Annotated in this window: 20 protein-coding genes and 1 pseudogene; 6 read left to right on the top strand and 15 right to left on the bottom strand. The window is 53.6% G+C overall.

Annotation, left to right across the window (positions count from 1 at the left end):
- Positions 1-30: 30 nt before the first annotated feature.
- Positions 31-1,329, bottom strand: coding sequence for a dihydroorotase (locus JMJ04_RS28470; protein WP_201373792.1), 1,299 nt, complete (start codon positions 1,327-1,329; stop codon positions 31-33).
- Between the two features lie 167 nt (positions 1,330-1,496).
- On the opposite strand from JMJ04_RS28470, the gene JMJ04_RS28465 reads away from it, so the two are divergent.
- A complete protein-coding gene (locus JMJ04_RS28465; protein ID WP_201373791.1) occupies positions 1,497-2,543 on the top strand; it encodes a quinone-dependent dihydroorotate dehydrogenase in 1,047 nt (348 codons plus the stop codon).
- Positions 2,544-2,565: 22 nt separating this feature from the next.
- On the opposite strand, the gene JMJ04_RS28460 is transcribed toward JMJ04_RS28465, so the two are convergent.
- From JMJ04_RS28460 to JMJ04_RS28430, 7 genes are all read right to left on the bottom strand, one after another.
- The gene (locus JMJ04_RS28460; RefSeq protein ID WP_201373790.1) at positions 2,566-4,158 is read right to left on the bottom strand and encodes an ABC transporter permease; all 1,593 of its coding nucleotides are present in this window, start codon (positions 4,156-4,158) and stop codon (positions 2,566-2,568) included.
- Entirely contained in the window at positions 4,155-5,087 is a 933-nt protein-coding gene (locus tag JMJ04_RS28455; protein ID WP_201373789.1) for an ABC transporter ATP-binding protein, read from the bottom strand. Before JMJ04_RS28455 ends, JMJ04_RS28460 begins: the two co-directional genes overlap by 4 nt.
- 2 nt (positions 5,088-5,089) lie before the next feature.
- Positions 5,090-5,824 (bottom strand): TetR/AcrR family transcriptional regulator, encoded by a 735-nt coding sequence (locus JMJ04_RS28450; RefSeq protein WP_201373788.1) that lies wholly within the window; start codon positions 5,822-5,824, stop codon positions 5,090-5,092.
- Positions 5,825-6,000: 176 nt separating this feature from the next.
- A complete protein-coding gene (locus JMJ04_RS28445; RefSeq protein ID WP_201373787.1) occupies positions 6,001-6,540 on the bottom strand; it encodes a GNAT family N-acetyltransferase in 540 nt (179 codons plus the stop codon).
- A 113-nt stretch (positions 6,541-6,653) separates the two neighbouring features.
- Positions 6,654-7,460, bottom strand: coding sequence for a DUF6585 family protein (locus tag JMJ04_RS28440; protein WP_201373786.1), 807 nt, complete (start codon positions 7,458-7,460; stop codon positions 6,654-6,656).
- Between the two features lie 94 nt (positions 7,461-7,554).
- Complete coding sequence (locus JMJ04_RS28435) at positions 7,555-8,127, bottom strand: P-loop nucleotide/nucleoside kinase family protein (protein WP_201373785.1); 573 nt, start codon at positions 8,125-8,127, stop codon at positions 7,555-7,557.
- 34 nt (positions 8,128-8,161) lie between these two features.
- Positions 8,162-9,499 carry a glycosyltransferase 87 family protein gene (locus JMJ04_RS28430; protein ID WP_201373784.1) on the bottom strand — a complete coding sequence of 446 codons (1,338 nt, stop codon included), beginning with the start codon at positions 9,497-9,499 and terminating at the stop codon, positions 8,162-8,164.
- Between the two features lie 196 nt (positions 9,500-9,695).
- Here JMJ04_RS28430 and JMJ04_RS28425 point away from each other — a divergent pair.
- Positions 9,696-9,788: pseudogene (locus JMJ04_RS28425) on the top strand (SDR family NAD(P)-dependent oxidoreductase); the annotation flags it as partial.
- 34 nt (positions 9,789-9,822) lie between these two features.
- Here JMJ04_RS28425 and JMJ04_RS28420 read toward each other — a convergent pair.
- The 4 genes from JMJ04_RS28420 to JMJ04_RS28405 all read right to left on the bottom strand — a co-directional run bounded on the left by JMJ04_RS28420 (position 9,823) and on the right by JMJ04_RS28405 (position 14,632).
- Positions 9,823-10,722, bottom strand: a complete 900-nt coding sequence (locus JMJ04_RS28420; protein WP_201373782.1) for a nucleotidyltransferase domain-containing protein — start codon at positions 10,720-10,722, stop codon at positions 9,823-9,825.
- A gap of 561 nt (positions 10,723-11,283) precedes the next feature.
- Positions 11,284-12,669, bottom strand: a complete 1,386-nt coding sequence (locus JMJ04_RS28415) for a transglycosylase domain-containing protein (RefSeq protein ID WP_201373781.1) — start codon at positions 12,667-12,669, stop codon at positions 11,284-11,286.
- Between the two features lie 233 nt (positions 12,670-12,902).
- The gene (locus tag JMJ04_RS28410) at positions 12,903-14,072 is read right to left on the bottom strand and encodes a D-alanyl-D-alanine carboxypeptidase family protein (RefSeq protein WP_201373780.1); all 1,170 of its coding nucleotides are present in this window, start codon (positions 14,070-14,072) and stop codon (positions 12,903-12,905) included.
- A gap of 2 nt (positions 14,073-14,074) precedes the next feature.
- Complete coding sequence (locus JMJ04_RS28405; RefSeq protein WP_236038449.1) at positions 14,075-14,632, bottom strand: RNA polymerase sigma factor; 558 nt, start codon at positions 14,630-14,632, stop codon at positions 14,075-14,077.
- Positions 14,633-14,840: 208 nt separating this feature from the next.
- Between JMJ04_RS28405 and JMJ04_RS28400 the strand changes: the two genes are divergently transcribed.
- From JMJ04_RS28400 to JMJ04_RS28390, 3 genes are all read left to right on the top strand, one after another.
- Positions 14,841-15,362 carry a DinB family protein gene (locus JMJ04_RS28400; protein ID WP_201373779.1) on the top strand — a complete coding sequence of 174 codons (522 nt, stop codon included), beginning with the start codon at positions 14,841-14,843 and terminating at the stop codon, positions 15,360-15,362.
- A 183-nt stretch (positions 15,363-15,545) separates the two neighbouring features.
- Positions 15,546-15,872: a PadR family transcriptional regulator gene (locus JMJ04_RS28395; protein ID WP_201373778.1), complete on the top strand. Its 327-nt coding sequence runs from the start codon at positions 15,546-15,548 to the stop codon at positions 15,870-15,872.
- A 24-nt stretch (positions 15,873-15,896) separates the two neighbouring features.
- The gene (locus tag JMJ04_RS28390) at positions 15,897-16,811 is read left to right on the top strand and encodes a hypothetical protein (RefSeq protein ID WP_201373777.1); all 915 of its coding nucleotides are present in this window, start codon (positions 15,897-15,899) and stop codon (positions 16,809-16,811) included.
- Positions 16,812-16,908: 97 nt separating this feature from the next.
- Here JMJ04_RS28390 and JMJ04_RS28385 read toward each other — a convergent pair whose 3' ends face one another.
- The gene (locus JMJ04_RS28385; protein ID WP_201373776.1) at positions 16,909-17,748 is read right to left on the bottom strand and encodes an arsinothricin resistance N-acetyltransferase ArsN1 family A; all 840 of its coding nucleotides are present in this window, start codon (positions 17,746-17,748) and stop codon (positions 16,909-16,911) included.
- 147 nt (positions 17,749-17,895) lie between these two features.
- On the opposite strand from JMJ04_RS28385, the gene JMJ04_RS28380 reads away from it, so the two are divergent.
- A complete protein-coding gene (locus JMJ04_RS28380; protein ID WP_201373775.1) occupies positions 17,896-18,657 on the top strand; it encodes an SDR family oxidoreductase in 762 nt (253 codons plus the stop codon).
- 66 nt (positions 18,658-18,723) lie between these two features.
- Here JMJ04_RS28380 and JMJ04_RS28375 read toward each other — a convergent pair whose 3' ends face one another.
- Complete coding sequence (locus JMJ04_RS28375) at positions 18,724-19,086, bottom strand: VOC family protein (protein ID WP_201373774.1); 363 nt, start codon at positions 19,084-19,086, stop codon at positions 18,724-18,726.
- Between the two features lie 160 nt (positions 19,087-19,246).
- Positions 19,247-20,179 (bottom strand): helix-turn-helix transcriptional regulator, encoded by a 933-nt coding sequence (locus JMJ04_RS28370; RefSeq protein ID WP_201373773.1) that lies wholly within the window; start codon positions 20,177-20,179, stop codon positions 19,247-19,249.
- Positions 20,180-20,210: the final 31 nt, after the last annotated feature.

Below are 20,210 nucleotides of genomic sequence, written 5' to 3'. Positions count from 1 at the left end.
TAGGTGCGTACGCAAGTAGCACTCCCCCTTCTATCCCTGATAAGCCACTGGTTTGCCGCTGCCGGGCTGGGCAAGCACTCTCCCCTGGTCATAGGCCAGGGTGCCACGCACGAAGACGCGCTGGACCTTGCCTTTGATACGCGTTCCAGCGAAGGGAGTCCAGCCACAGCGCGAGAGGATCTGCTCGTTGCTAATAACGTACTCCTCCTCGGGATTGACCAGGACGATATCGGCATCCTTCCCCACCTGTAACGCGCCCTTGGTCTTGAGACCAAAGATCTCCGCCGGGTTGACGACACAACGCTCGATCACGGCCTCCAGGCTGACTTTACCCTGGCTTACGGCATTGAGCAGCAGGGGGAGCATAGTCTGCACACCCGTCATACCCGATGGTGCCTTGCTGTACGGCTGCTCCTTCTCTTCACGGGTATGGGGAGCGTGATCGGTACCAATAGTATCGATGATATTGAAGTAGCGCCAGAGCGCCGCCTGATCGCTTTTGCTTCTCAAGGGAGGGTTGACCTTGCCAAAGTTGCCCAGGCGATGCTGGTCCTCCTCGTTTAAGAAGAGGTGCAGGGGTGTGACCTCGCAGGTGACGCGTACCCCCTTCTGCTTGGCCTCGTGAATCAGTTCCATCTCACGCTGGGTCGTGGTATGCGCAACGTGGAGACGCCGCCCGGTCTTCTCGGCGATGGCGATGGCTCGGCTCAAAGCAATCTGCGCACTGACAGGGGGACGCGCCTGGTTATGGTCTTGGAGACCCAGCGCACCAAAATACTTGAGCGATTGCTCATCCTCTGCATGGACGACAATGGGTTTCTCCAGGGGAAAGGTCGAGAAATGGCGGTAGATGGGAGAAAACTCGGTCACCAGCAGCGAGCCAGTGGAGGAACCCATGTAGAGCTTCATGGCCGCGACCTCGCGCGCGATGGTGGCGGCCTCTTCAATATTGGTATCGGTCGCGCCCAGGTAGAAACCATAATCGACCACGGCCTTGGTGCCGGCAATAGCTGCCTTCTCGGTCAGATGCGGCAGACTATCGGTTGGCGGTTGGGTATTGGGCATATCCAGAATAGTTGTCACGCCACCCGCCAGCGCGGCCAGCGTTCCCGTATAAAAATCCTCTTTGTGAGTCGCGCCGGGATCGCGAAAATGCACATGCGTATCAATAAAACCGGGCAGAACAAGCAGGCCTTCGGCGTCAATCACGTCCTCGCCCGGCTCAGGCGTAAGTTCGGGCGCAATCTGGACAATACTTTCATTCTGCACACGAATATCGAGCCGCGTTGGCGCATATGTCGAGGCCACAAGCCCATGACGAATCAACATATCCATCTCTCTCCTTCTATACCTGAGTCAAGTGTATGGGTTCTGTTTGCTGGCCTCCGGCTAGCAAACAGAACCCATACACTCACCTCCTATTGCCCATTTCTTGAATTACCATTATACTTGAAACGCTGTTCTATTGCTTGATGAGTTTGGAGAGATAGGAGCCCATGCTATATAAAGCCCTTATTCGCCCTGTTATGTATCGCTTATCCGCTGGTGACCCCGAGGACGCGCACCACTGGTTGATGAATCGCCTGGCCTGGATCTCTCACTATCCAGCCCTGCTCAAGACTATCGAGGTAGCCAACGCGTACAACTCACCCAGCCTGGCACGCGATGTCTTTGGCGTACACTTTCCCAACCCGATTGGCCTGGCGGGCGGCTTTGACAAGAATGGGATTGCGCTTCCGGGGCTGGCTGCAATGGGCTTTGGCTTTATCGAGGCCGGCACTGTAACGCGTTATGCCCAGCCCGGCAATGAGCGGCCACGCATCTTCCGCTTCTCAGAGAACGACGCACTCATCAACCGTATGGGTTTTCCCAATGATGGAGCCGACGCCATTGCGCAACGCCTCTCCCGACTTCCTCGCCCCTCGATTCCCATTGGCTGGAGCATCGGCAAATCTAAGGTTACGCCTCAAGAAGAGGCCATCGAAGACTATCTCTACTCCCTTCACAAGCTACACGACTTCTCCAACTTCTTCACCGTCAACGTCAGTTCACCCAACACACCCGGCCTGCGCAAGCTTCAGGATAAAGAGCCACTGGATCGCTTGCTCCACGCCGTCGTCCAGGAAACACAGAGCATCGCCTCAGAGAAGGTCACAACGCCCAAGCCAGTCCTGGTCAAGATCGCGCCCGATCTCACCCAAGAGCAGATCGATGACGTCATTGAAGTCTGCCTGGCGCGTGGCATTCGGGGCATCATCGCCACCAACACCACGCTCTCACGCGAGGGCCTGACGCGCAGCACCAGCGAGGCTGGCGGGCTGAGCGGGCGCCCCCTGCACACACGCTCCCTGGAGATCGTGCGCTACCTCTGTAAAACGCTAGACGGACGAATTCCTGTCATCGGGGTCGGCGGCATCTTCGGTCCAGACGACGCCAAACGCATGTTTGACGCGGGCGCCAGCCTGATCCAGATCTATACCAGCTTTATCTACGAAGGACCCGGCATCGTCAAACAGATCAGTAAAGTCCTAGACAGAAAATAGGCTGCCCGACGCACAGGGCCGTTTAGCCAACATCCCGGCGCTGGAAGCCGAGCAACCCGGTGAGGGTGAGTATCGCGGCTACACAGACCAGACCCACGAGGGGCGCGATGCTCAGTTGCGCTGCTGGCAGACGGGAGGCGTAGACAAACGGTGAGATGATCAATATGGGTGAGTTTGCTAGATGCAGCTCAACAAGTAGTTCCAGGACCAGGAAACCCGCCAGTACAATCCAGCTTAAGTATCCGGCCACACGAGGCCAGAAGCCGTATAACGCCATCGTAATCCCGACTAGCACCCAGATTGAGGGCAGCCGTACAAGCGTAGCAAGCAAGAGGCGCAGGAGCTCATAAACTACATCGCCCGTGCTCAATCCATATACAAGGCCCATCGCCAGGCCAAGCGCGCCCAATACAACCGCTGGACCAGCAAACGCCAGAAGCAGATGACTGGTTACCCACTGTACACGACTAACTGGGGTCGCCAGGACAAGATCAGCATGCGTTGCCGTCTCCTCAGAGCGCAGCCGGAGCGTGGTCTGGATCGCGTACACTGAGAGAGCCTGGGTCAGGAGATAGATGATCAAGGCGAAGAAGCCATCGACCGGGCGCGCGTTAGTGCCTACATTGGCAATCAGCGCGTTAAGCTGGCTACTGGCGTTCAACTGCTCTGTCGCACTCTGAGCGACACCACCTAGAGCCGCACCAAACCCGGCAAAGGCGATAACCCAGATAAGCAGCGTCCCCCGGTGTAGTCGCCAGGCTAAAGCAGGTGCGTTACGCAAGCCTGGTGAGGCCGTCGCAGAGGCGAGCCGTGATGGCAGCAAGCCAGCGCCAAGGTCGCGTCGTGAGGCAAGTGTATAGGCCACAGCAATAAGTATGATGGCAAGGCCAAGCATAGGTACGAAGAAACCCCATGATTCGTGAGCGAAGGGATGAGCATTTTCAGCCCAACTGAACGGCGACACCCATACCAACCAGGAGGCTCCGCGCACATCACCCAAGGCGCGCAATACATAGAGCAGAGCCAGAAAGGCGCCCGTGATGCCCCTGGCGGTTCCAGCGCTTGTCGTCAACTGAGCGGCTACGCCTCCAAGTGCGGCGAAAATCCACCCGGCGGCGGCAAACGATAGGCCGAGCGCAATAGATCCTGAGGCTGGGAGACCCAGGCCAATCAATCCGCCAGCGATAAGAGCGAACACTACCAGGTTAGCGGCAAATGTCACGATCAGGCTGGCCGATAACGCTGCATGCCGACCCACCACAGTCGAACCCAACAATTCACTTCTGCCTGATTCCTCTTCTGTGCGGGTATGGCGAATGACTGTGAGCAGGCTTGCCAGGCCTAATCCGAGTAAGCCCCATCCTCGTGTTCGCCACGCTGTAAGGCCACCAATGGATGGGTCGAATACGGGTCCGATCATTATGATCTCCGTTGGATTGTTTGTCGTCTCATTGGCAAATGCCTGGCGTGCCTCAAAGGTGGGATACGTTTTGGGTAAGGCTGCCGCGACGCCAATAGTGAGTGCTGCCAACGTCACGATCCAGATGAGTAGTATGAGCCGGTCCCGCCGCAAGATCAAGCGGATCAGCGAGCCGGTGCCAACAAGGGTATTCATTTGGATATCTCCACGGACCTGCTACGCGAACCATTGTCCGCCGATTCCTGCGTCTGGTAATGCCTCAAGAACAATTCCTCCAAAGTCGGTGGCTGGCTTACCAGGCTTCGCAGACCAAGCGACGTAAGGTAGTGCAGCACACTGTTCAGCTCAGCAGTATCTACCTCGCAGCGCACCTGGCTCCCCTCGACCCGCAAGCCATGCACGCCGGGCAACTCGGCCAGCCCGGATGGCACCTTTGCCAGCTCAGCCCTGAGCGAGGTGCGTGTGAGGTGGCGTAGTTCGGCCAGCGTCCCACTCTCCACCGTTCGACCATTGCGAATGATGCTAACCCGGTCGCAGAGGGCTTCCACCTCGTCGAGAATGTGACTGGAGAGCAAGACGGTACGCCCTTTCCGGCGCTCCTCCGCGATGCAATCACGGAACACAGCTTCCATGAGCGGGTCGAGACCGGAGGTTGGTTCATCCAAAATGAGAAGCTCCACATCGGAAGCCAGCGCCGCGACCAGGGCAACCTTCTGCCGATTCCCTTTCGAGTAGGTACGAGCCTTTTTCCTTGGATCAAGCTCAAATCGCTCCAATAGTTCCGCACGACGTTGCGGGTTAAGGCTGCCTCGCAAACGACCAAGCAAGTCAATCACCTCGCCACCAGAGAAGTTGGGCCACAGAGTGACATCGCCGGGAACATAGGCAAGGCGGCGGTGCAGCTTGATAGCATCCTCCCACGGGTCTCCATCAAGCAGCCGAACAGAGCCAGCATTGGCACGTAACAGACCGAGCAGTATACGCAAGGTCGTAGTTTTTCCGGCTCCGTTGGGACCCAGGAAGCCATGCACCTCACCGGCACGCACGGACAAATTAAGTCCATTCAGCGCGCGCGTCTGGCCAAACGCTTTGACCAGGCCAGCGACTTCAATCGCTATTGTCATGACTATTCTATCTCCTTATATTGGCGTGCGATGGCGTTGGCAAATTGGTCCAGTAATTGATTAAAGATGTGCATTGCCTTATCAAGGGCCTCGGGAGCGGGCGGTCCTTCGGGCTCAAAGGTGCGATGCAGCGTTAGCGCGAGCGCCTCCGCTAGCTCTTCAGGGGCCAGGCGAGAACCAGGTGGCAAGAACCTGTCTGCGACAAAGAAACCAATATTGATAGCCGAGATCATCTTAATCTGCGTCTCCATATCGATGTCGCTGCGCAACAGGCCATTAGCGTGTAACAGTTCCAGGTATGGCATAGATGTTCCCAGGCGGATCTGTACGAGATTTTGTCCCGCGCCGGAGTGGATCAAGTCGCCCAGTGTCTCAGTATCACGTAGCAGCACGGCCCGAAACAATGAATTGTCGACGGCAATCAAAACCAGGTTCCTGGTCAGTGAGCTGAGCATCACCCCAGTAGGATCGTTCGCAAGCCGCTTCCGGAGATCCGCGAGGACGGATAGCCACTCGCGTACCAGCAGCGCCTCAAAGAGGACTTCACGTGTCTTCCAGTGCAGATAGATTGTTCCCTTCGCCACATTGGCCTGTTTCGCGATATCGTCAATTGTCGTCTTTTTGTATCCCCAGCGTTGTAACAGTTCCTTCGCGGCATCCAGAATACGATCAGCACGCGCCTGGCGTCGTGAGCGTTCCTCGCCTCTCTCCTGCTCCCTCTCATCTAAGCTCGGCAATCTCTATCTCCTCTTTTATTCCATGACCAAATCATCAAAATTAGTCACCATGCTTATCTGGTCATAGCGTATATCTTTGGAAGCTAAAAGTCAAGGGCAGAATAAAGGGTCAGGTTATCTGGAAGCAGGGCTTCCAGATAACCTGACCCTTTATTCTGCCCTTAAAATTTCAAGCCTTATTCGAGCAGGAGTGCTTTGTAGAAGATAATGGTGCCATCCAGTTCGCCGTTCGCGTTCAGGGCATAGGAGGGAATAACGCCGACTTCTTGATAGCCAATTTTGCGATAGAGCTTCTCGGCGACATCGCCCTCACGGGTATCCAGCACGAGCAGGGTACGCTTATGCTCGCGTGCCACCTGCTCGATTGCCTGCATAAGGGCGCGCCCCGTGCCGCGACGGCGCTGACTCTGCAAGACGAAGAGCTTCTGCACCTCGGCTCGGTGCAGAGCGTTGGCCTTCATTGCCAGTTCCAGCTGCACACTACCAACAACATGCCCATCCTCACGCGCCACAAGCAGAATATGCGTACCATGCTCTACATTGCGGAAGACTCCCTGCCAGTACTGGTGCGCCTCGTCCTCACCCAAGGGTGGGATAAAGCCCACGGAGGCGCCCGAGTCCACAGCATCTTGCAACAGTGCTACCAGCCCGGGTAGGATGCGCTCTGCCTCCTCTGGACGAACCACGGCGATTGATGAATCAGTAAACGAAGTCATGCTACAATACCACCTTTTCTTTGAATGTGACAGCGGGGCGTAAAAAAATTAATCTCGTACTCTCGGTTGACGCGTGCTTCAGCAGCGTTGTGCCACTTTATCATTGCACATTCTCATGGCCTGATACCAGTAATATGCTGTACAAGCATCCTGAACACCTCGATGTTTGGCACGTCACCTAAACTGACAGAAGCCCAGCGAAAGAGCTTCCCATGCTTTTTAATAACGATGTTGCCATGGCTTTCGTCGATGTTGATGCTTTTCAGTTCGCTCCAGGACAACATATCATTTCTCAGATAGAAAGCCTGGGGAGTGAGAGATACCGGACCGAATTGAACTGTCTGATAGGTCTGATATGTGCTCAATGCCGTGGGGAAGATAAGACGGGCTGTCTCGACTTCGATTGTCTTGCCGAGTTCACGCAGTTTAGCAAAGGTCTCATCAAGCTTAAGCGTCGACCCGTCAGTTAAGGCCAGGACATAGACATGGTTATATGTTGTTGTTGTACTCGTATGCCCCTCGCCATCGGTCGATGTATGGGTCTTCACAATCACGTTATGCCAGACGGCCTGGATACTCTGCCAACGTACGGCCTGGGTAGATAGGCGTCCTAGGTAGAGCAGGCCCGCATCGTAGACAAAGACGCGCAATACACGATTACGATAAGCCTGAACAATACCTACACCGGGAAAAATAATGAAAAGTAGCCCGACAACTGTCGCGATCAGCGGGAACAGGCTATTCGCCATGAAGACAAAAGCTATGCCAAAAAACGTCGCCAGGACGCCCATAGTCACCAGTATTGCAAGCATAATGATTAAACATGAGGTTGACGGCTTATAAGTAGCTCTCAGATTACCTAACTCGTATTGAGAGCCAAGAAGGAGGGAATCATTTGTTATAGACGAGGATGCCTGCATATGTAAGACTCCTTTACAGAAAACGCCTCTCCCTTGTTACCACAGCTATTCATAAAGAGAGAGACGCTTCTGGAGGCTATACATCAAATAGCTCTCATCGCGTGGTTGCCATTTCTGCACGGATGCTCTGGAGCAAGCCCTCATAATCGTAGTCGCGCACATTGGTGGTGTCGAGGTCGATCACGGGGCCGCCAAGGGCGATGTCGGCCAGGCGCCTCTGCATGAATATGCCCCGGTTGTTTTCGGCAAAGGCTACATCGCGATGATAGGGATGCCGCTCCGGCGTACCAATGCGAGCTAGAAAACGCTCGCGTAGCACATTCCCATCCGCTTTACATTGAATCTGCAAGGGGGCAAAATCGTGCTCTTGCTTCAGTTGTAAAAACTCGCTGGTCGCTAGCTCTGCATGGCGGAAAAAGCCTTCTATAATCAAGGGCTGGCCTGCCGCCAGGACCTGGCCTGCGAAATAGTACATCATTTGAAAGCTGGCCGGTCCAATCATAGGCGGGCGACCATGAGTCTGGCTGTCCAGCGCGTCAAATATTTTCTCCGCCACCTCATCGCGATGAATGACAGGAAAATTTAGATCGGTCGCCAGTCGCTTTGCCAACGTGGTCTTGCCCGCTCCAGGTGGACCATTGACGATGATTAGCCAGGGTTTCTGCATTTTTAAGTTTACCTCCGCCCTAGTTTAACATAATCTATAACGCGAGGTGGATCTCCTTCGCCTCCTCTTCCTCTTCGTCCTCTGCGGCGCCGAAGACCTGGAGGTGCTCGTTGACGCGGCGCACGGCAGACCAGAAGGCACGCGTCTGGCGGAAGATGGGCTTGATGTCGGGAATCAGCACACAGACGCAGAGCAGGAAGACCGGGATGAGCTTGCTGAGAACCATGAACTGCCAGGCCCGCTCGCCTGGGATAAGCCCCCAGTAGCCCTGGTTGGTAACATCGATGTGCAGGACGTTGAGGAGCGCAAAACAGCCTGGCAGGCAGACCAGGAGCATGCAGGCCTTCGCCCAGCGCGTCTGGAACTCGGGGCAGCAGACGACGCAAATGGGAAGTACATAGGCCAGCGTGCTCCAGTGATATTCAAAGGTCATCTCGTAGAAGAAGAGATAATAGACTATCACCAGGCAGATAACTTTGCTCCTATGCACACGACGAAACGCGGCCCAGAAAATAGTTATAACCAGCATACTATACTGGATAATTTTATAGACAATGTCAGGCCAGTGCGTAAATGAGGTATGCCGCAGCAGGGCATTCAAGGTGATGATCTGGTTAGGTCCCGCGCCCCCTGGGCCAAAGAGCGTCGCCTTGAGGTTATCGATATAATAGCCTCCAATGCCAGATAAGATCCAGGTTGTCAGGCCAAAGCAGAGAGCGCCAACCACGATGGTGCGCCATCTCCCCTTCGCAAACAAAAATGGAATAAAGAGGAAGCCAATTGGCTTCACAATCAGACTCAGCCAGTACCAAATACCACGCCAGACCACGTCTCTATTCTTTACGAGATTGATCAGGAAGAGCAAGAGAAAGACATTGAGCACAAAATGGAACTGCCAGGCCGCCAGCTCCAGGTAGACGCTAAAGTTGGCGAGCAGCATCAAGACGGCAAAGCCCAGGTGCTTACTCTCACGAAAACTCCAGATGAAATAGCCTGTGACCAGTACCGTAATGACCAGCTTACTCCAGAGCCAGATATAGGGCGCAGAGGCGGGATCAAACTGCATCAGAAAGGTACCAACAATAATGGTAAAGAATGGGTGATAGACATTATTCTGTGAGAACTCCGCCTTCGCATACTGCGAACCATTCCAGAGCGGCTCGCCCGTCAGCGAACCGCCATGCCAGAAGGCCCAGGCTCCACGCGGGACCTGGTAGAAGTCTATACCCTTGGCCCCCTCATGCAGCGCAGCCCCGCTGAAAAAGAGATTGAACCAGCCTGTCTTGCTCACAGAGATATAGAACAGCAGATGTATAATACAGGCGATGTAGATCAAGTAATAGGCCGCGAGATGCCGCGCAATACGTTTCATCCGTTTTCCTTCATACATATACTTTTTTAGCGCCCGCGACGCTGTGTTTACTGGCTGGCACATAAAGCCTGCTCCTAGCGAACTACCTATCTCATATCAACCAGCCAGTATAAAATAGACACATCTATATATATTAACGCTCGGACCAAGAAAAAATTACCGCCTCGCCAAAAAGCCAAAAATTAAGAGAAAAGCCATGACTCGTTTAGCTGGAAAAGTTGCCCTGATTACTGGCGGTGCTAGTGGTATTGGCCTGGCAACCGCAAAGGAGTTCCATGCTCAGGGCGCAGAAGAGGTCTGATTGGCCTACGCGTCCGTTTCCCTCAACTGTTCCTCAATATCCCCTTCTCATCAAAAACACATGGCGATTCTACAAAATCCTGCCAGCTTCGCAGCACTGTCGCTTCGAGGGTGGAAGGATACTCAAAGCCATACTGCTGAGCCAATTGGCGTCCAAGCTCGGCGACCACTTTACGATTCATCTCAATTACCTGAATGAGTTCTTGGTGATCCCTCATGGGAGCGCCAAGGATACGAAGTGCATGCGGGACTTTGGCACGTACTGTGCATACCACCTCTGTCAGGCTATGCATTGTCTGTCGTGCTGTACTGTAATCCCTCCCACTACTGTGAATATACCAGAACCTCAAGAGGAGATCTCGTTCGTGTTGAATGCGTCGTATACACAGAAGGTCGAGGTCACGATACAAGACTTTGCAATGCTTATGGGTATTGATCCAGAAATCAATGAGGAGGCGACTGAGTATCTCTGGGCTAGGTGGGTGAGACTCCATACCGGTCGATGCTCTCTGGTTTTGCAGAAGTCTACTGGCAAAGAGATCGCTGCGACAGCCTAAAATCTGTCGCGGCTCTGGCATCAATTCACGCTCAGTGCTCTGAATGCAAAAATCGAAGAGTTCTCCGTTGGAGAGGAGTAGGTGATGTAAAAAATCGTCATCGTCAAAACGGAGAAATTGCTGCCCCACGATAGAGGTATGCTCAAATATCTGCTCAAATAATGGTGCTTCCCAGCGAGCGAGATGGCAGGGAGCAACAGCGATACGAAAGTCAATGTCGCTAAAGACATCCCCCGTTCCGCGTACTAAACTGCCACCGAGCCAGAGTGCGATCACCTCCTTCTGCTGCCAGAGAGCCGTTGCAACTTCTCTGATGGTTTTCTGCTGAGGCAGTTCAGGCAGGTGATTCAAATGCAATTCTTCCATGTTTCTCTTTTCCTTCGTTTACCCCACTCTGCTCATTCTTTCTCCCTCCTCTGTCTTCCTTGCCAATCTCATTAGTGTTCTGTCAATCTTCATGGAAAAGGTTTCATGCCGCCTGCGGCGGCATGGAATTGAGACGCAGAGGGGCTGACGCCCCTCTGCACTCCCCACATTTCCAATCTGAGTACTAGAAGGTCGAGCGAGTACTGTAGCGAAAACTGTCTGCTGACGCCAATTCGGAAGCTGCGTACCAAGATGCTTATCAGAGTGAAGACGATTATCCCTGTGAAAGGTAACATGCTCTTTTTCATCTGAATGAGCAGCATACAACAGAGAAACACGATGTATTAAGCACGCATCACCACTATCGAGGGCAAAAGGAGAAGGCAACCACTCACGCCAATTAACGTACCCTATCATAGCACCTCGTTGCACAACCCGTGGGCCTGTAGGGTCCAAGCAGGCTTGGACTCCGAGCGAAGCGATCTTCCAGCGCCAGGGTATCGGCCTGCGGACCTCGGAGTCCAAGCCTGCTTGGACCCTACAGTTTGGTGATTTCGCTAGCTAGTGAGTCTGGTACCAGTCAGTGGTCGTCAGCGTGGGATAGTTGACCGTCTTTTTCACAACATCGGCAGGTGGAGCGGGGAAAGCCTTCACAGGGGTATTGCCCTCCGCCAGCAGCATTGTATCATGCCAGATCTGCGCAGCCCCATCCAATCCTGTAATCCCAGGCATCATCAGTGAATGATTGCTATTGCCGGTCCAGGCACCGACAACCAGATCGGGAGTATAGCCAATAGCCGAAGTATCCTGAAAGTTTGCGGACAGGCCACCCATCACGGCGGCAGGTCGCACAGCGCCGGGATTACCAGTCTGACATTGTGAGTGACTTGTAGAATACAGTTCAAAGGGACTGCATGAAGCAAAAAACGAAGCCTGCTTGGCTGTACCACTCAGGACATCCGTAATCATAAAAGCCGCTTCAGGGCTTAAGGCACGCGTTCCCCGTGTGGACTCTTGGTAGAGAACGTGGTTATCAGAGGAGGTAACTTTTACAATAGAGTGTGGATCCATGCGCATACCGCTATTAGCCATTGTAGCGTAAGCTGATGTTTCATCCAGTAAGTTCAGCGAAACCGCTCCCACGGCCCAGGAATAATAAGGTTTCCCCACGTTTTTTATCCCTAACGCCTGCACTTTCTTGCTTACTGTTTGAAGCCCAAGTCTGACAGACAGTTTGAGCGGCGGAATGTTCAGCCCGGTCTGCAAGGCGGTTCGATATGACATAAACCCATGAAATTTTTGGTCGTAGTTATAAGGGGTATAAGTGCTACCATTTGTGCTTCCACCAGTTACAGAAAAGGGACCATCATACACCACCTCACCCGGGCTGATGCCCTGCTCAAAGGCGGTCGCGTAGATAAGAGGTTTAAAGGCCCAACCTGCCATAAATGGTTGAGTTGTCAAATTAGCCTGGCTTCCCCCATAGCTCGCATCCATGTTGCCAATCAGCACACGGATGCCGCCACTATGTGGATCGAGGGCAACGACCGAGGCATTATGCATGTTGAGAGTAACAGCCATCGTCGCGATATACTGGCGTGCCTTCTGGTATGTCTGCTGTTCCAGTGCAAGGTCCAGTGTGGTCGCGACATGCAGCGCGGTCGTAGGCAAATGGTCCACATCTACATGTAGATCGCTGGCCAACTCACTGACCGCAGTGTCGATAAAATACGCTGGCGACAGGTCTTTATGTTGCAGGCAATCAAGCTGCGAATTCTGGCCATGCAACTGGCAGATAAGCAGGTTGTGAATGTCATAAAACTGAATAGGTCCATTTTGTGGTTGAGGCCGACCAAGGCTAATGTTGTTTGCACAAGCGCTCAAAAGGCTGAGTAGCATGCTTATCAATAGCATATAAAATGCATATGTTAAACGCTTCTTATACATAATATCTCCTCACAGATCAGGTAGTGCTTGTAAAACCCCCATTCGGGGGCACGGCGGCACAACCTACCCTCACTTCCCAGGGAACGCCCCCGCTCATGCAAGAGGGCCAGGTAGCACATCTTCTTGTAGGGTCCATGCTGGCATGGACTGCGAGCGTAGCAATCTGCCCAACGCCAGGGTATAGGCGTTTAGTCCATGCCAGCATGGACCCTACAATATACTGGATACACCTGTCAGGGTTTAACGGAGTGAAGTATCGTTGAGACATCCGCGTTCAGCGCCTCAGGCGATGGCGCGTTAAGCTCGACCCCAATGAGTAAATGTCCATTGCTTTGGGGCGTGAAAATGGCATGATAACCAATTTCCTTATCATGTCCAGACTCAACGCCTGGCTCGCTTCCGAGTGGTGGATTGGCATTCCCCCAGACATAGGCATGATTATATGCTGACGCTTGCAGTGTCCAAATTGTCCCAGTGATATCTTCGCTAAAAATTTCCAGCTGCAGACCATAGCGCATCATACTCGCCAGATCGGCGGCGCTGGTGTAGTTGTCTGCGCTGCTAATGGCATAGGGACTGCTAAAATGAGTGTCGTTGAGCTGCAACTGGTGTGCCTCTTCGTTCATCATGGCGACAAAGTTTTGCGAATTGCCTCCCACTGCGCGTGCAATCACACCTGCGGCATCATTACCTGACGGAAGGAGTAGTCCATAAAGCAGAAATTGCAGTGGGATCTGGTCACCAGCGACTAGCTGAGCCGTGCTTAATCCCTTTGGTACCGCGTCCAGGCTCGCCTGGTCTATGGTGATCATTTGATTGGGGTCGGCATTCTCAAGCGCGGTTATGGCGACCATATATTTAGCGAAATGAGCCGCTGACACACGTGTATGACCATTCACATCTACCAGAACTGTACCCTTATCCGCATCCAGGAGAAAGGCGTTACTCCCATGCAAGACCGGCTTCGCAACGACCGTTGACGTCTGCTGCTGAATCTTCGGATGGGTCTGCTCCTGCTGTGGTTTGATGCGCGCGAAAACTGTGAGCATGCTCACGAGGAGCAGCACGGCTACCAGGCCAGTTAAAACTGTCACCAGGCGGCGCCTGGCTCCCGGCGCTTTTCGTGTGCGAGGCTGAGAACCTGAATGAAGGGGGGGAGCCGTTTCCGCTTGATATTCTCGAAGGTCTATAGGCTTACGCTTCTCTCCATTCTCCACAGCATATCTGGCAAGACGCGCTCTCACCTGCGCGATCCGCTGGACATCCTGCTCAGCTATTTGCTGCAAATCCTTGAGCATCCGCGTATCTAGTGAGGTATGCGAGGCTATAGGTAGCTGTTGCAGGTGCAACTCAATCTGCTCATCGACGGTTTCAGGAGCAAACTTTTCATCGTGATGATCCATAACTATACTCCCTCCTGCCGACGATAGAGCTTACGTAAGAGATTGAGGGCGCGTGAGAGTGTCACCCGGATAACCTCGTCACTTTTGTTCAGGCGTTGCGCGATCTCCTTTGTGCGCAGGCCATGCCCAAAGCGCAAACGCACGATCTCCTGTTGCAGGTCGGAGAGATTCGAGAGGTGTGCACGCAGCACCGCATGCGCCTCGTTGCGCAGCGCGACCTGTTCTGGTGAGCGCTCATCATCGCTAAAGTGCGTCACTATGATCTGCTCCAGAGCCACGGATGGATGACGGGCATTACGTCGATAATAATCGATAGCTTTGTTGTAAGCGATGCGGCGAAGCCAGGCAAGCTGCTCCCCCTCACTCCAGGTCAACCAGACCTGGTTCTCCAGCGCCGCGACATATACGTCCAGTAACAGGTCATCGGCGTCTTCCCTGGAAGAAATATAGCGCGCGATATACATCAAGATGATGGGCGCGTAACGATCATATAGGAGCGCAAGTGGTGAATCCTCAAAACCTACCTCCGCTTGAAACTGGCGCATGTGTTCCCTCAGCATTGCTTTTTCTGCTTTATAAATCGCTCTGCTAGCAAAAATGTTAACACATCCCTGCTTTTTTAGCTCTTCCACACTTGTGGCGCTCCCTGTGAGCACTCCTCAGAAGAGAAAGAGCAAGATAGAAGAAGTTTTAGGCCCTCCTGCACGCTATGATTACCAGGTCACCACTCATGGCAGCACAACACTAGAAGCAAGGAGCATATACATATTGAAGGAACAAGCACTCCCACTTATTACGTTCTACAAGGGCTGGCAAACCTACCAGCGCAACCTCGTCGAAATCATCGCGCCGCTTTCATCCGAACAACTGGCATTACCCGCCCCGTCGCATCAATGGACGATTGGGATGCTAGCCCAGCATATAGTAGCCAACCGGGTCTGGTGGTTCCAGGTCTGGATGGGCGAGGGAAGCCCCGATCTGGCCCCCATCGCTCACTGGGATCCCGCGGATAAAGTGGAGCAACCCCCGCTTACAGCCGCTGAACTGGTTACTGGGCTTGAATCCACCTGGCATATGATTACCGATGCTCTGGCACGCTGGACGCCCGCCGATCTTGAGCATGTCTTCCAGCCTCCAGCAGCCTTGAGAGAAGAAGAGCGTGAAAACTTCCCTCCATTCTCACGGCAATGGATTATCTGGCACGTTCTCGAACACGAGATCCACCACGGAGGCGAGCTTTCCCTCGCCCTTGGCAGCCATGGCCTGACGGGAATCTATGGCAATATGTAACTGACCCTTTCAAGAACTTAGAGAGTAATAGGAGTGATGCCGGTTGCTGGACAAATCCAGCAACCGGCATCACTCCTATTTTATTACGCAAGAAGGGGCTACTCTTGACAAAATCAATACCTCGCTTTACTATATAGTTATGCGTAGTAAGTAATATAAAGTAATGGCAGGAGATAATCAAGTATGCGTATCACACGCAACTCTATGTCGGATCTGGGGCGCTTCTCTGATCCTTCACTCCTCATCCTGTCCAGCCTGGCGAGCGGCCCTAAACATGGGTATGCCATGATACAGGATATTGAGCAATTCTGTGGTACACACCTGGAGGTGGGAACGCTCTATGGCGCGCTTGCGCGGTTGGAGAAGCAGGGCTGGATTGAAGCCCTAGAACTGGAGGAGCGGCGGCGCCCCTACCGTATAACACAGTTGGGCGCAACCGTGCTGCGCGAACAGCTCTCAACGATGAAACAGGTTGTCAGCACTGGCCTGCAACGGCTCGCCACGTCCTGAATACAGAGAAGAGGATATTGTAGGATGCATGACACTTCTACCCCATCATTCTATCAACGCTGGGCCTGCAGATTGATCGGTTTCTATCCTGCTTCCTGGCGTGAGCGCTATGCCGACGAAATGCTTCAAATTCTGGAAGACTCGCCACCCTCGCTAAAAACTATCTTTGATCTCTCATTCAATCTCTTTGATGCCCATACTCACCAATCTCTTATACAAGGAAGGATCCCTTCAATGCTACAAAAATTGCGTACTAACGAACTTGCGGTGTATGCCTCGGCTATCTTCTTCTTCCTGGCCTGGATAGTGGAGCAGACTCGCATCATACATACCATTATTCCCAGCACCACGCTTTTCAATTTTAGCAGCGCCTCGCCTACACTGATGCAGTGTCTCGCTTATGGTTTCTATATCTTATTAGTGCTTATTCTGCTTGGTGGACTTCCTTTGCTTCTTGCTGCCTGCTGGCAAGCTCTCAAAGGGAAAAATTATCGCTTCCTGCTTCTTTGCTTACTGGCGCTGGTGAGCCCAATCCTCGCGACAATAGTTACGATTGCCTCCACAATTTTGTTTTTTAGATCTGGTATTGCGGGGTTTACCTCTAGTTGGGTCGAGCTGGTCGTTTTTGCGATCTGCATGGGACTGAGTGTAACTTTCATTATCTCTACCATTAAACGTATAGAGCCCATCCGGCTTATCACCCATTACGCACTCTACGTTGCTCTCATACTGACCCTGGCAATGCTCATTGGCGTTGTGACACTGCTTATCGCCTTTCTACCAACGCTCGTCAATTTCTCCACCGTCCCTGGCGATGAGATTTCATACCCAGCGCGCCATCTTCTCCTGTTACTGGTCATGATAGTAACTACTGGAGTAGCAATCAAATCGCTTATCAATGCCTTCCAGACCAGGCAAGGCGTGCGAACCACCGCCTGATAGAAAAAATCAGTTCTGAATAAGAGATGGGCTGGATACTGCTTGCATCCAGCCCATCTCTTATCTATCAACGCGAGTGGCACAAGCACCAAAACAGTTACTTCAATATTTTTTCCATGAGGATGACATCAACCCATTGCCCATCGAGCAACCCCTGCTCATGATAGACGCCCACCTTGCGGAAATCATGGCGCTCATATAAGCGCATCCCTGGCGCGTTGCTTGGGAAGGCCGCCAGCACCATCTTGTGATAGCCCAGTGAGCGCGCACGCACCTCCAGGGCGCTCAGCAGAGCGTCGCCAATGCCGCGCCCCCGCTGCTCGCGCGCGACATAGACGGAGAAGTCTACCACATAATCGTAAGCTGGTCGCGGGTTAAAGGCATTCAGCGATCCCCAGCCCACCACTGCTCCCTCCGCATCCACCGCGACCAGCACGGGATGGCGATGCGTGCGCGAGTTCAACCATTCGGCCCGCTCCTCTGGCGTGCGCAGTTGCGTCTCCAGCGTCGCCGAGCGATCCTCTATGCCTTGATTATAAATACCTGCAATAGCTGCCGCGTCCTCGCGCGTGGCCTCACGAATCTCCATATGCTGCTCCTCCTGAGTCTTCTTTACCAGTTCCGTCCATGAGCGCGACCGCTGGCCCAAACCACCGAGATAGGCCCCCAGAAAGTCAAGGGTTGCCGGGTCCAGGCAGTAATAGCGGTTAGGTCCATCACTGCTGACCTGCACAATTTCGGCCTCACGTAGAAGCGCGAGATGATCAAAGAGGCTGGACTGCGCAAGTGGCAGGATCTCGGCAAGCTGCGCCGAGGTACAGTCTTTACGCTCAGCCAACAGGGCAACAATGCGAAAACGCGCCGGATTCGCCAGCACGCGCAACATACGCAACACCCGCGCCTCCAACGCCGTCGGGACCAATTCCTCCGTTTTCATACAGACCTCCAGTTCATACTATCCCGTATTTTCCCGATTATCCGGAGTATATCCTTTACGCAACAAGAATGTCAAGGCGTTTCGAGCGCCTTGACACGGAGGGTATGGTACGATGAAGAAAAAATACGTAGAAAGAGCGAAACAATTATGGTTTCAGAACAGAAGTTGGGGTCCATCATCGTGACGGGAGCAAGCCGTGGGATTGGAGCTGCCATTGCCAGACTCGCCGGAGCCCATGGATATCCCGTTGCTGTGAACTTTACCAGCGATGAGGTCGCTGCCCAGGAGGTCGTTTCGCATATTGTTGCCGCTGGCGGTCGAGCCATTGCCGTTCAAGGGGATGTTGCTCGTGAAGAGGACGTAATGCACCTCTTTGAGAGAGCGGAGCGAGAGCTGGGACCACTCCAGGGACTTGTAAACAACGCCGGAATTACAGGTGGCCTTGCTCGCGTCGAAGAGATAAGTACAGAGGTTCTCACTCGGGTACTTGCAGTCAACGTCGTTGGAACGATCCTGTGCGCGAGAGAGGCCGTGCGGAGGATGTCACTGCGCCATGGTGGCACAGGTGGGGCCATTGTTAATATTTCCTCTCTCGCCGCGCGCCGGGGTGGCGCTGGCGAATGGGTCCATTACGCCGCATCCAAGGGCGCTATTGATAGCTTTACTATCGGCCTGGCACGTGAGGTCGCCAATGAGGGCATTCGTGTCAATGCCGTCGCTCCTGGACTGATTGAGACCGATATTCATGCCACAAGTGGCGCGCCTGATCGCCCGGAGCGATTGGCGCCAACCGTTCCTATGCAGCGGGCAGGCACAGCAAATGAAATAGCTGAGGGGGTTCTCTGGCTGCTTTCTTCGGCAGCCTCTTACACAACAGGAACTATTCTGGAGATTGGTGGGGGCCGCTAATAACTGCAATGCTTGAACCTCGGCTTCGCACGAATTTCTTCGTGTGAAGCCGAGGTGCCCCATCAGCTAGCTATTGTAGCGGCGAGAGAGGCCGACTTGATTGCCGGCTGGATCTGCGAAAACAGCCCATTCAAGAATATTGGGAATCACTGTCTTGGGGACGATGGTTTTGCCTCCATGCGCCTCTATCTCGGCAAGAGCAGCATCGATATCATCAGCCGCGAGGTAGACCAGGAGTCTACCAGGTTGATATGCCTTCTCGTGGGGTCCTTGAAAACCTCCGCGCAGGCCATCCTCCGCCTGGAATGTCACATAGTTATGGGCTGTGTTCGTGACAATTTTCCAGCCAAAGACCTCGTTATAAAACGTGCTGGCCTCGCTAGCATCCACCGCGGGAATCTCAATATGCGCAATTGAATAATTGGCCATAACTTTTTCCTTTCCTGATCTCATCTATTCTTCATTGGTGACAAAATCATCAATACCAGACTCCCTTATAGAGAGGACGAGAAGATATAGATGCCTTCTATCGCTCTCCCGAGGTCATCTATACAGGGAAGTATACGCAATGAATGGTGACACTCTTATGTCACCATTCGGCGTAGTTATGGGCAATTTCGTGCGCCACTTGTTGCACTCGTAGACGCAGTTCCTCTGGCGTAAGCACCTTGGCATCTGTTCCCAGGCCCAGAACAATACTCACGAGCCAGTCATACTCCTCCGGGCGCAGTTGCAGGCGAAGCCATCCATCCCCTGCCTCAGTTCTCTGTAGACGCGGCCCCAGGTGTGGCTCGTGCTCTAGCCGCAGCATACCACGGGCCGTCAGGTGGATACAGACCTCTGGATAAGAAGCATCAACATGCAGAATGGGAGTGGCCGGGTGTTCCAACTCGGGGGATTCCATGGCTGTCTTCACCTCCAGGAAGCGATCCACGCGGTACACACGCGTTGCCTGGCGTTCATATGAGTACGCCTCGCAGTACCAGAGTCCCACCGTGGTGCGCAAGTGCAATGGCAGGAGCGTTTGTTGTGAGACACCCTTCTCAGAGCGATAGCTCACGGAGACCCAGCACTCTTCCTGGGCGCATTTCAGCAGCCGGTCGAGAAATGGCGTAGGATAGGAGCGCGAGGATGGTACATCAAGCGAAACTGCTTGCTGCAACTGCTCAAGGTTTACGCGCTCATGACGAGGGAGCAGAGTTTGGATCTTGAGCAGCAACGACTCGCGTTCTCCCTTAAAAGGCACATCACCCAACTGCGAAAGGCTGCTCAGGGCCAGGCGCAAGAGAAGGGCCTCGTGCAGAGTCAGAGCCAGTGGGGGCAGAGAGTAATCGGGAGGCAGGGAGTAGCCGCCAGTAGAACCTACTTCTGCCACAATCGGGATGCCCATCTCCCCCAGGGCATCGATATCGCGCAAAATAGTACGCCTGGATACCTCAAAACGCCGGGCGATTTCTCCGGCCGTCCGTTTGCCGCCCTGCAAATACAAAAGCATAGCAGTCAATCGATCTACACGATTCATTTTCCAACGACTCCCTTTTAGCACCGTGCTC

It is taken from the genome of Ktedonobacter robiniae, from assembly GCF_016587375.1.
Lineage (GTDB): Bacteria > Chloroflexota > Ktedonobacteria > Ktedonobacterales > Ktedonobacteraceae > Ktedonobacter > Ktedonobacter robiniae.
Note: the sequence above shows the minus strand (reverse complement) of the source record. Positions and strands in the feature narration are given on the sequence as shown.

Excerpts from the sequence above, each read along its gene's own strand:
- JMJ04_RS28470 (WP_201373792.1), bottom strand. The coding sequence starts at position 1,329 with ATGTTGATTCGTCATGGGCTTGTGGCCTCGACATATGCGCCAACGCGG.
- JMJ04_RS28465 (WP_201373791.1), top strand. The coding sequence starts at position 1,497 with ATGCTATATAAAGCCCTTATTCGCCCTGTTATGTATCGCTTATCCGCT.
- JMJ04_RS28460 (WP_201373790.1), bottom strand. The coding sequence starts at position 4,158 with ATGAATACCCTTGTTGGCACCGGCTCGCTGATCCGCTTGATCTTGCGG.
- JMJ04_RS28455 (WP_201373789.1), bottom strand. The coding sequence starts at position 5,087 with ATGACAATAGCGATTGAAGTCGCTGGCCTGGTCAAAGCGTTTGGCCAG.
- JMJ04_RS28445 (WP_201373787.1), bottom strand. The coding sequence starts at position 6,540 with ATGACTTCGTTTACTGATTCATCAATCGCCGTGGTTCGTCCAGAGGAG.
- JMJ04_RS28440 (WP_201373786.1), bottom strand. The coding sequence starts at position 7,460 with ATGCAGGCATCCTCGTCTATAACAAATGATTCCCTCCTTCTTGGCTCT.
- JMJ04_RS28435 (WP_201373785.1), bottom strand. The coding sequence starts at position 8,127 with ATGCAGAAACCCTGGCTAATCATCGTCAATGGTCCACCTGGAGCGGGC.
- JMJ04_RS28430 (WP_201373784.1), bottom strand. The coding sequence starts at position 9,499 with ATGAAACGTATTGCGCGGCATCTCGCGGCCTATTACTTGATCTACATC.
- JMJ04_RS28420 (WP_201373782.1), bottom strand. The coding sequence starts at position 10,722 with ATGGAAGAATTGCATTTGAATCACCTGCCTGAACTGCCTCAGCAGAAA.
- JMJ04_RS28415 (WP_201373781.1), bottom strand. The coding sequence starts at position 12,669 with ATGTATAAGAAGCGTTTAACATATGCATTTTATATGCTATTGATAAGC.
- JMJ04_RS28410 (WP_201373780.1), bottom strand. The coding sequence starts at position 14,072 with ATGGATCATCACGATGAAAAGTTTGCTCCTGAAACCGTCGATGAGCAG.
- JMJ04_RS28405 (WP_236038449.1), bottom strand. The coding sequence starts at position 14,632 with ATGCTGAGGGAACACATGCGCCAGTTTCAAGCGGAGGTAGGTTTTGAG.
- JMJ04_RS28395 (WP_201373778.1), top strand. The coding sequence starts at position 15,546 with ATGCGTATCACACGCAACTCTATGTCGGATCTGGGGCGCTTCTCTGAT.
- JMJ04_RS28390 (WP_201373777.1), top strand. The coding sequence starts at position 15,897 with ATGCATGACACTTCTACCCCATCATTCTATCAACGCTGGGCCTGCAGA.
- JMJ04_RS28385 (WP_201373776.1), bottom strand. The coding sequence starts at position 17,748 with ATGAAAACGGAGGAATTGGTCCCGACGGCGTTGGAGGCGCGGGTGTTG.
- JMJ04_RS28380 (WP_201373775.1), top strand. The coding sequence starts at position 17,896 with ATGGTTTCAGAACAGAAGTTGGGGTCCATCATCGTGACGGGAGCAAGC.
- JMJ04_RS28375 (WP_201373774.1), bottom strand. The coding sequence starts at position 19,086 with ATGGCCAATTATTCAATTGCGCATATTGAGATTCCCGCGGTGGATGCT.
- JMJ04_RS28370 (WP_201373773.1), bottom strand. The coding sequence starts at position 20,179 with ATGAATCGTGTAGATCGATTGACTGCTATGCTTTTGTATTTGCAGGGC.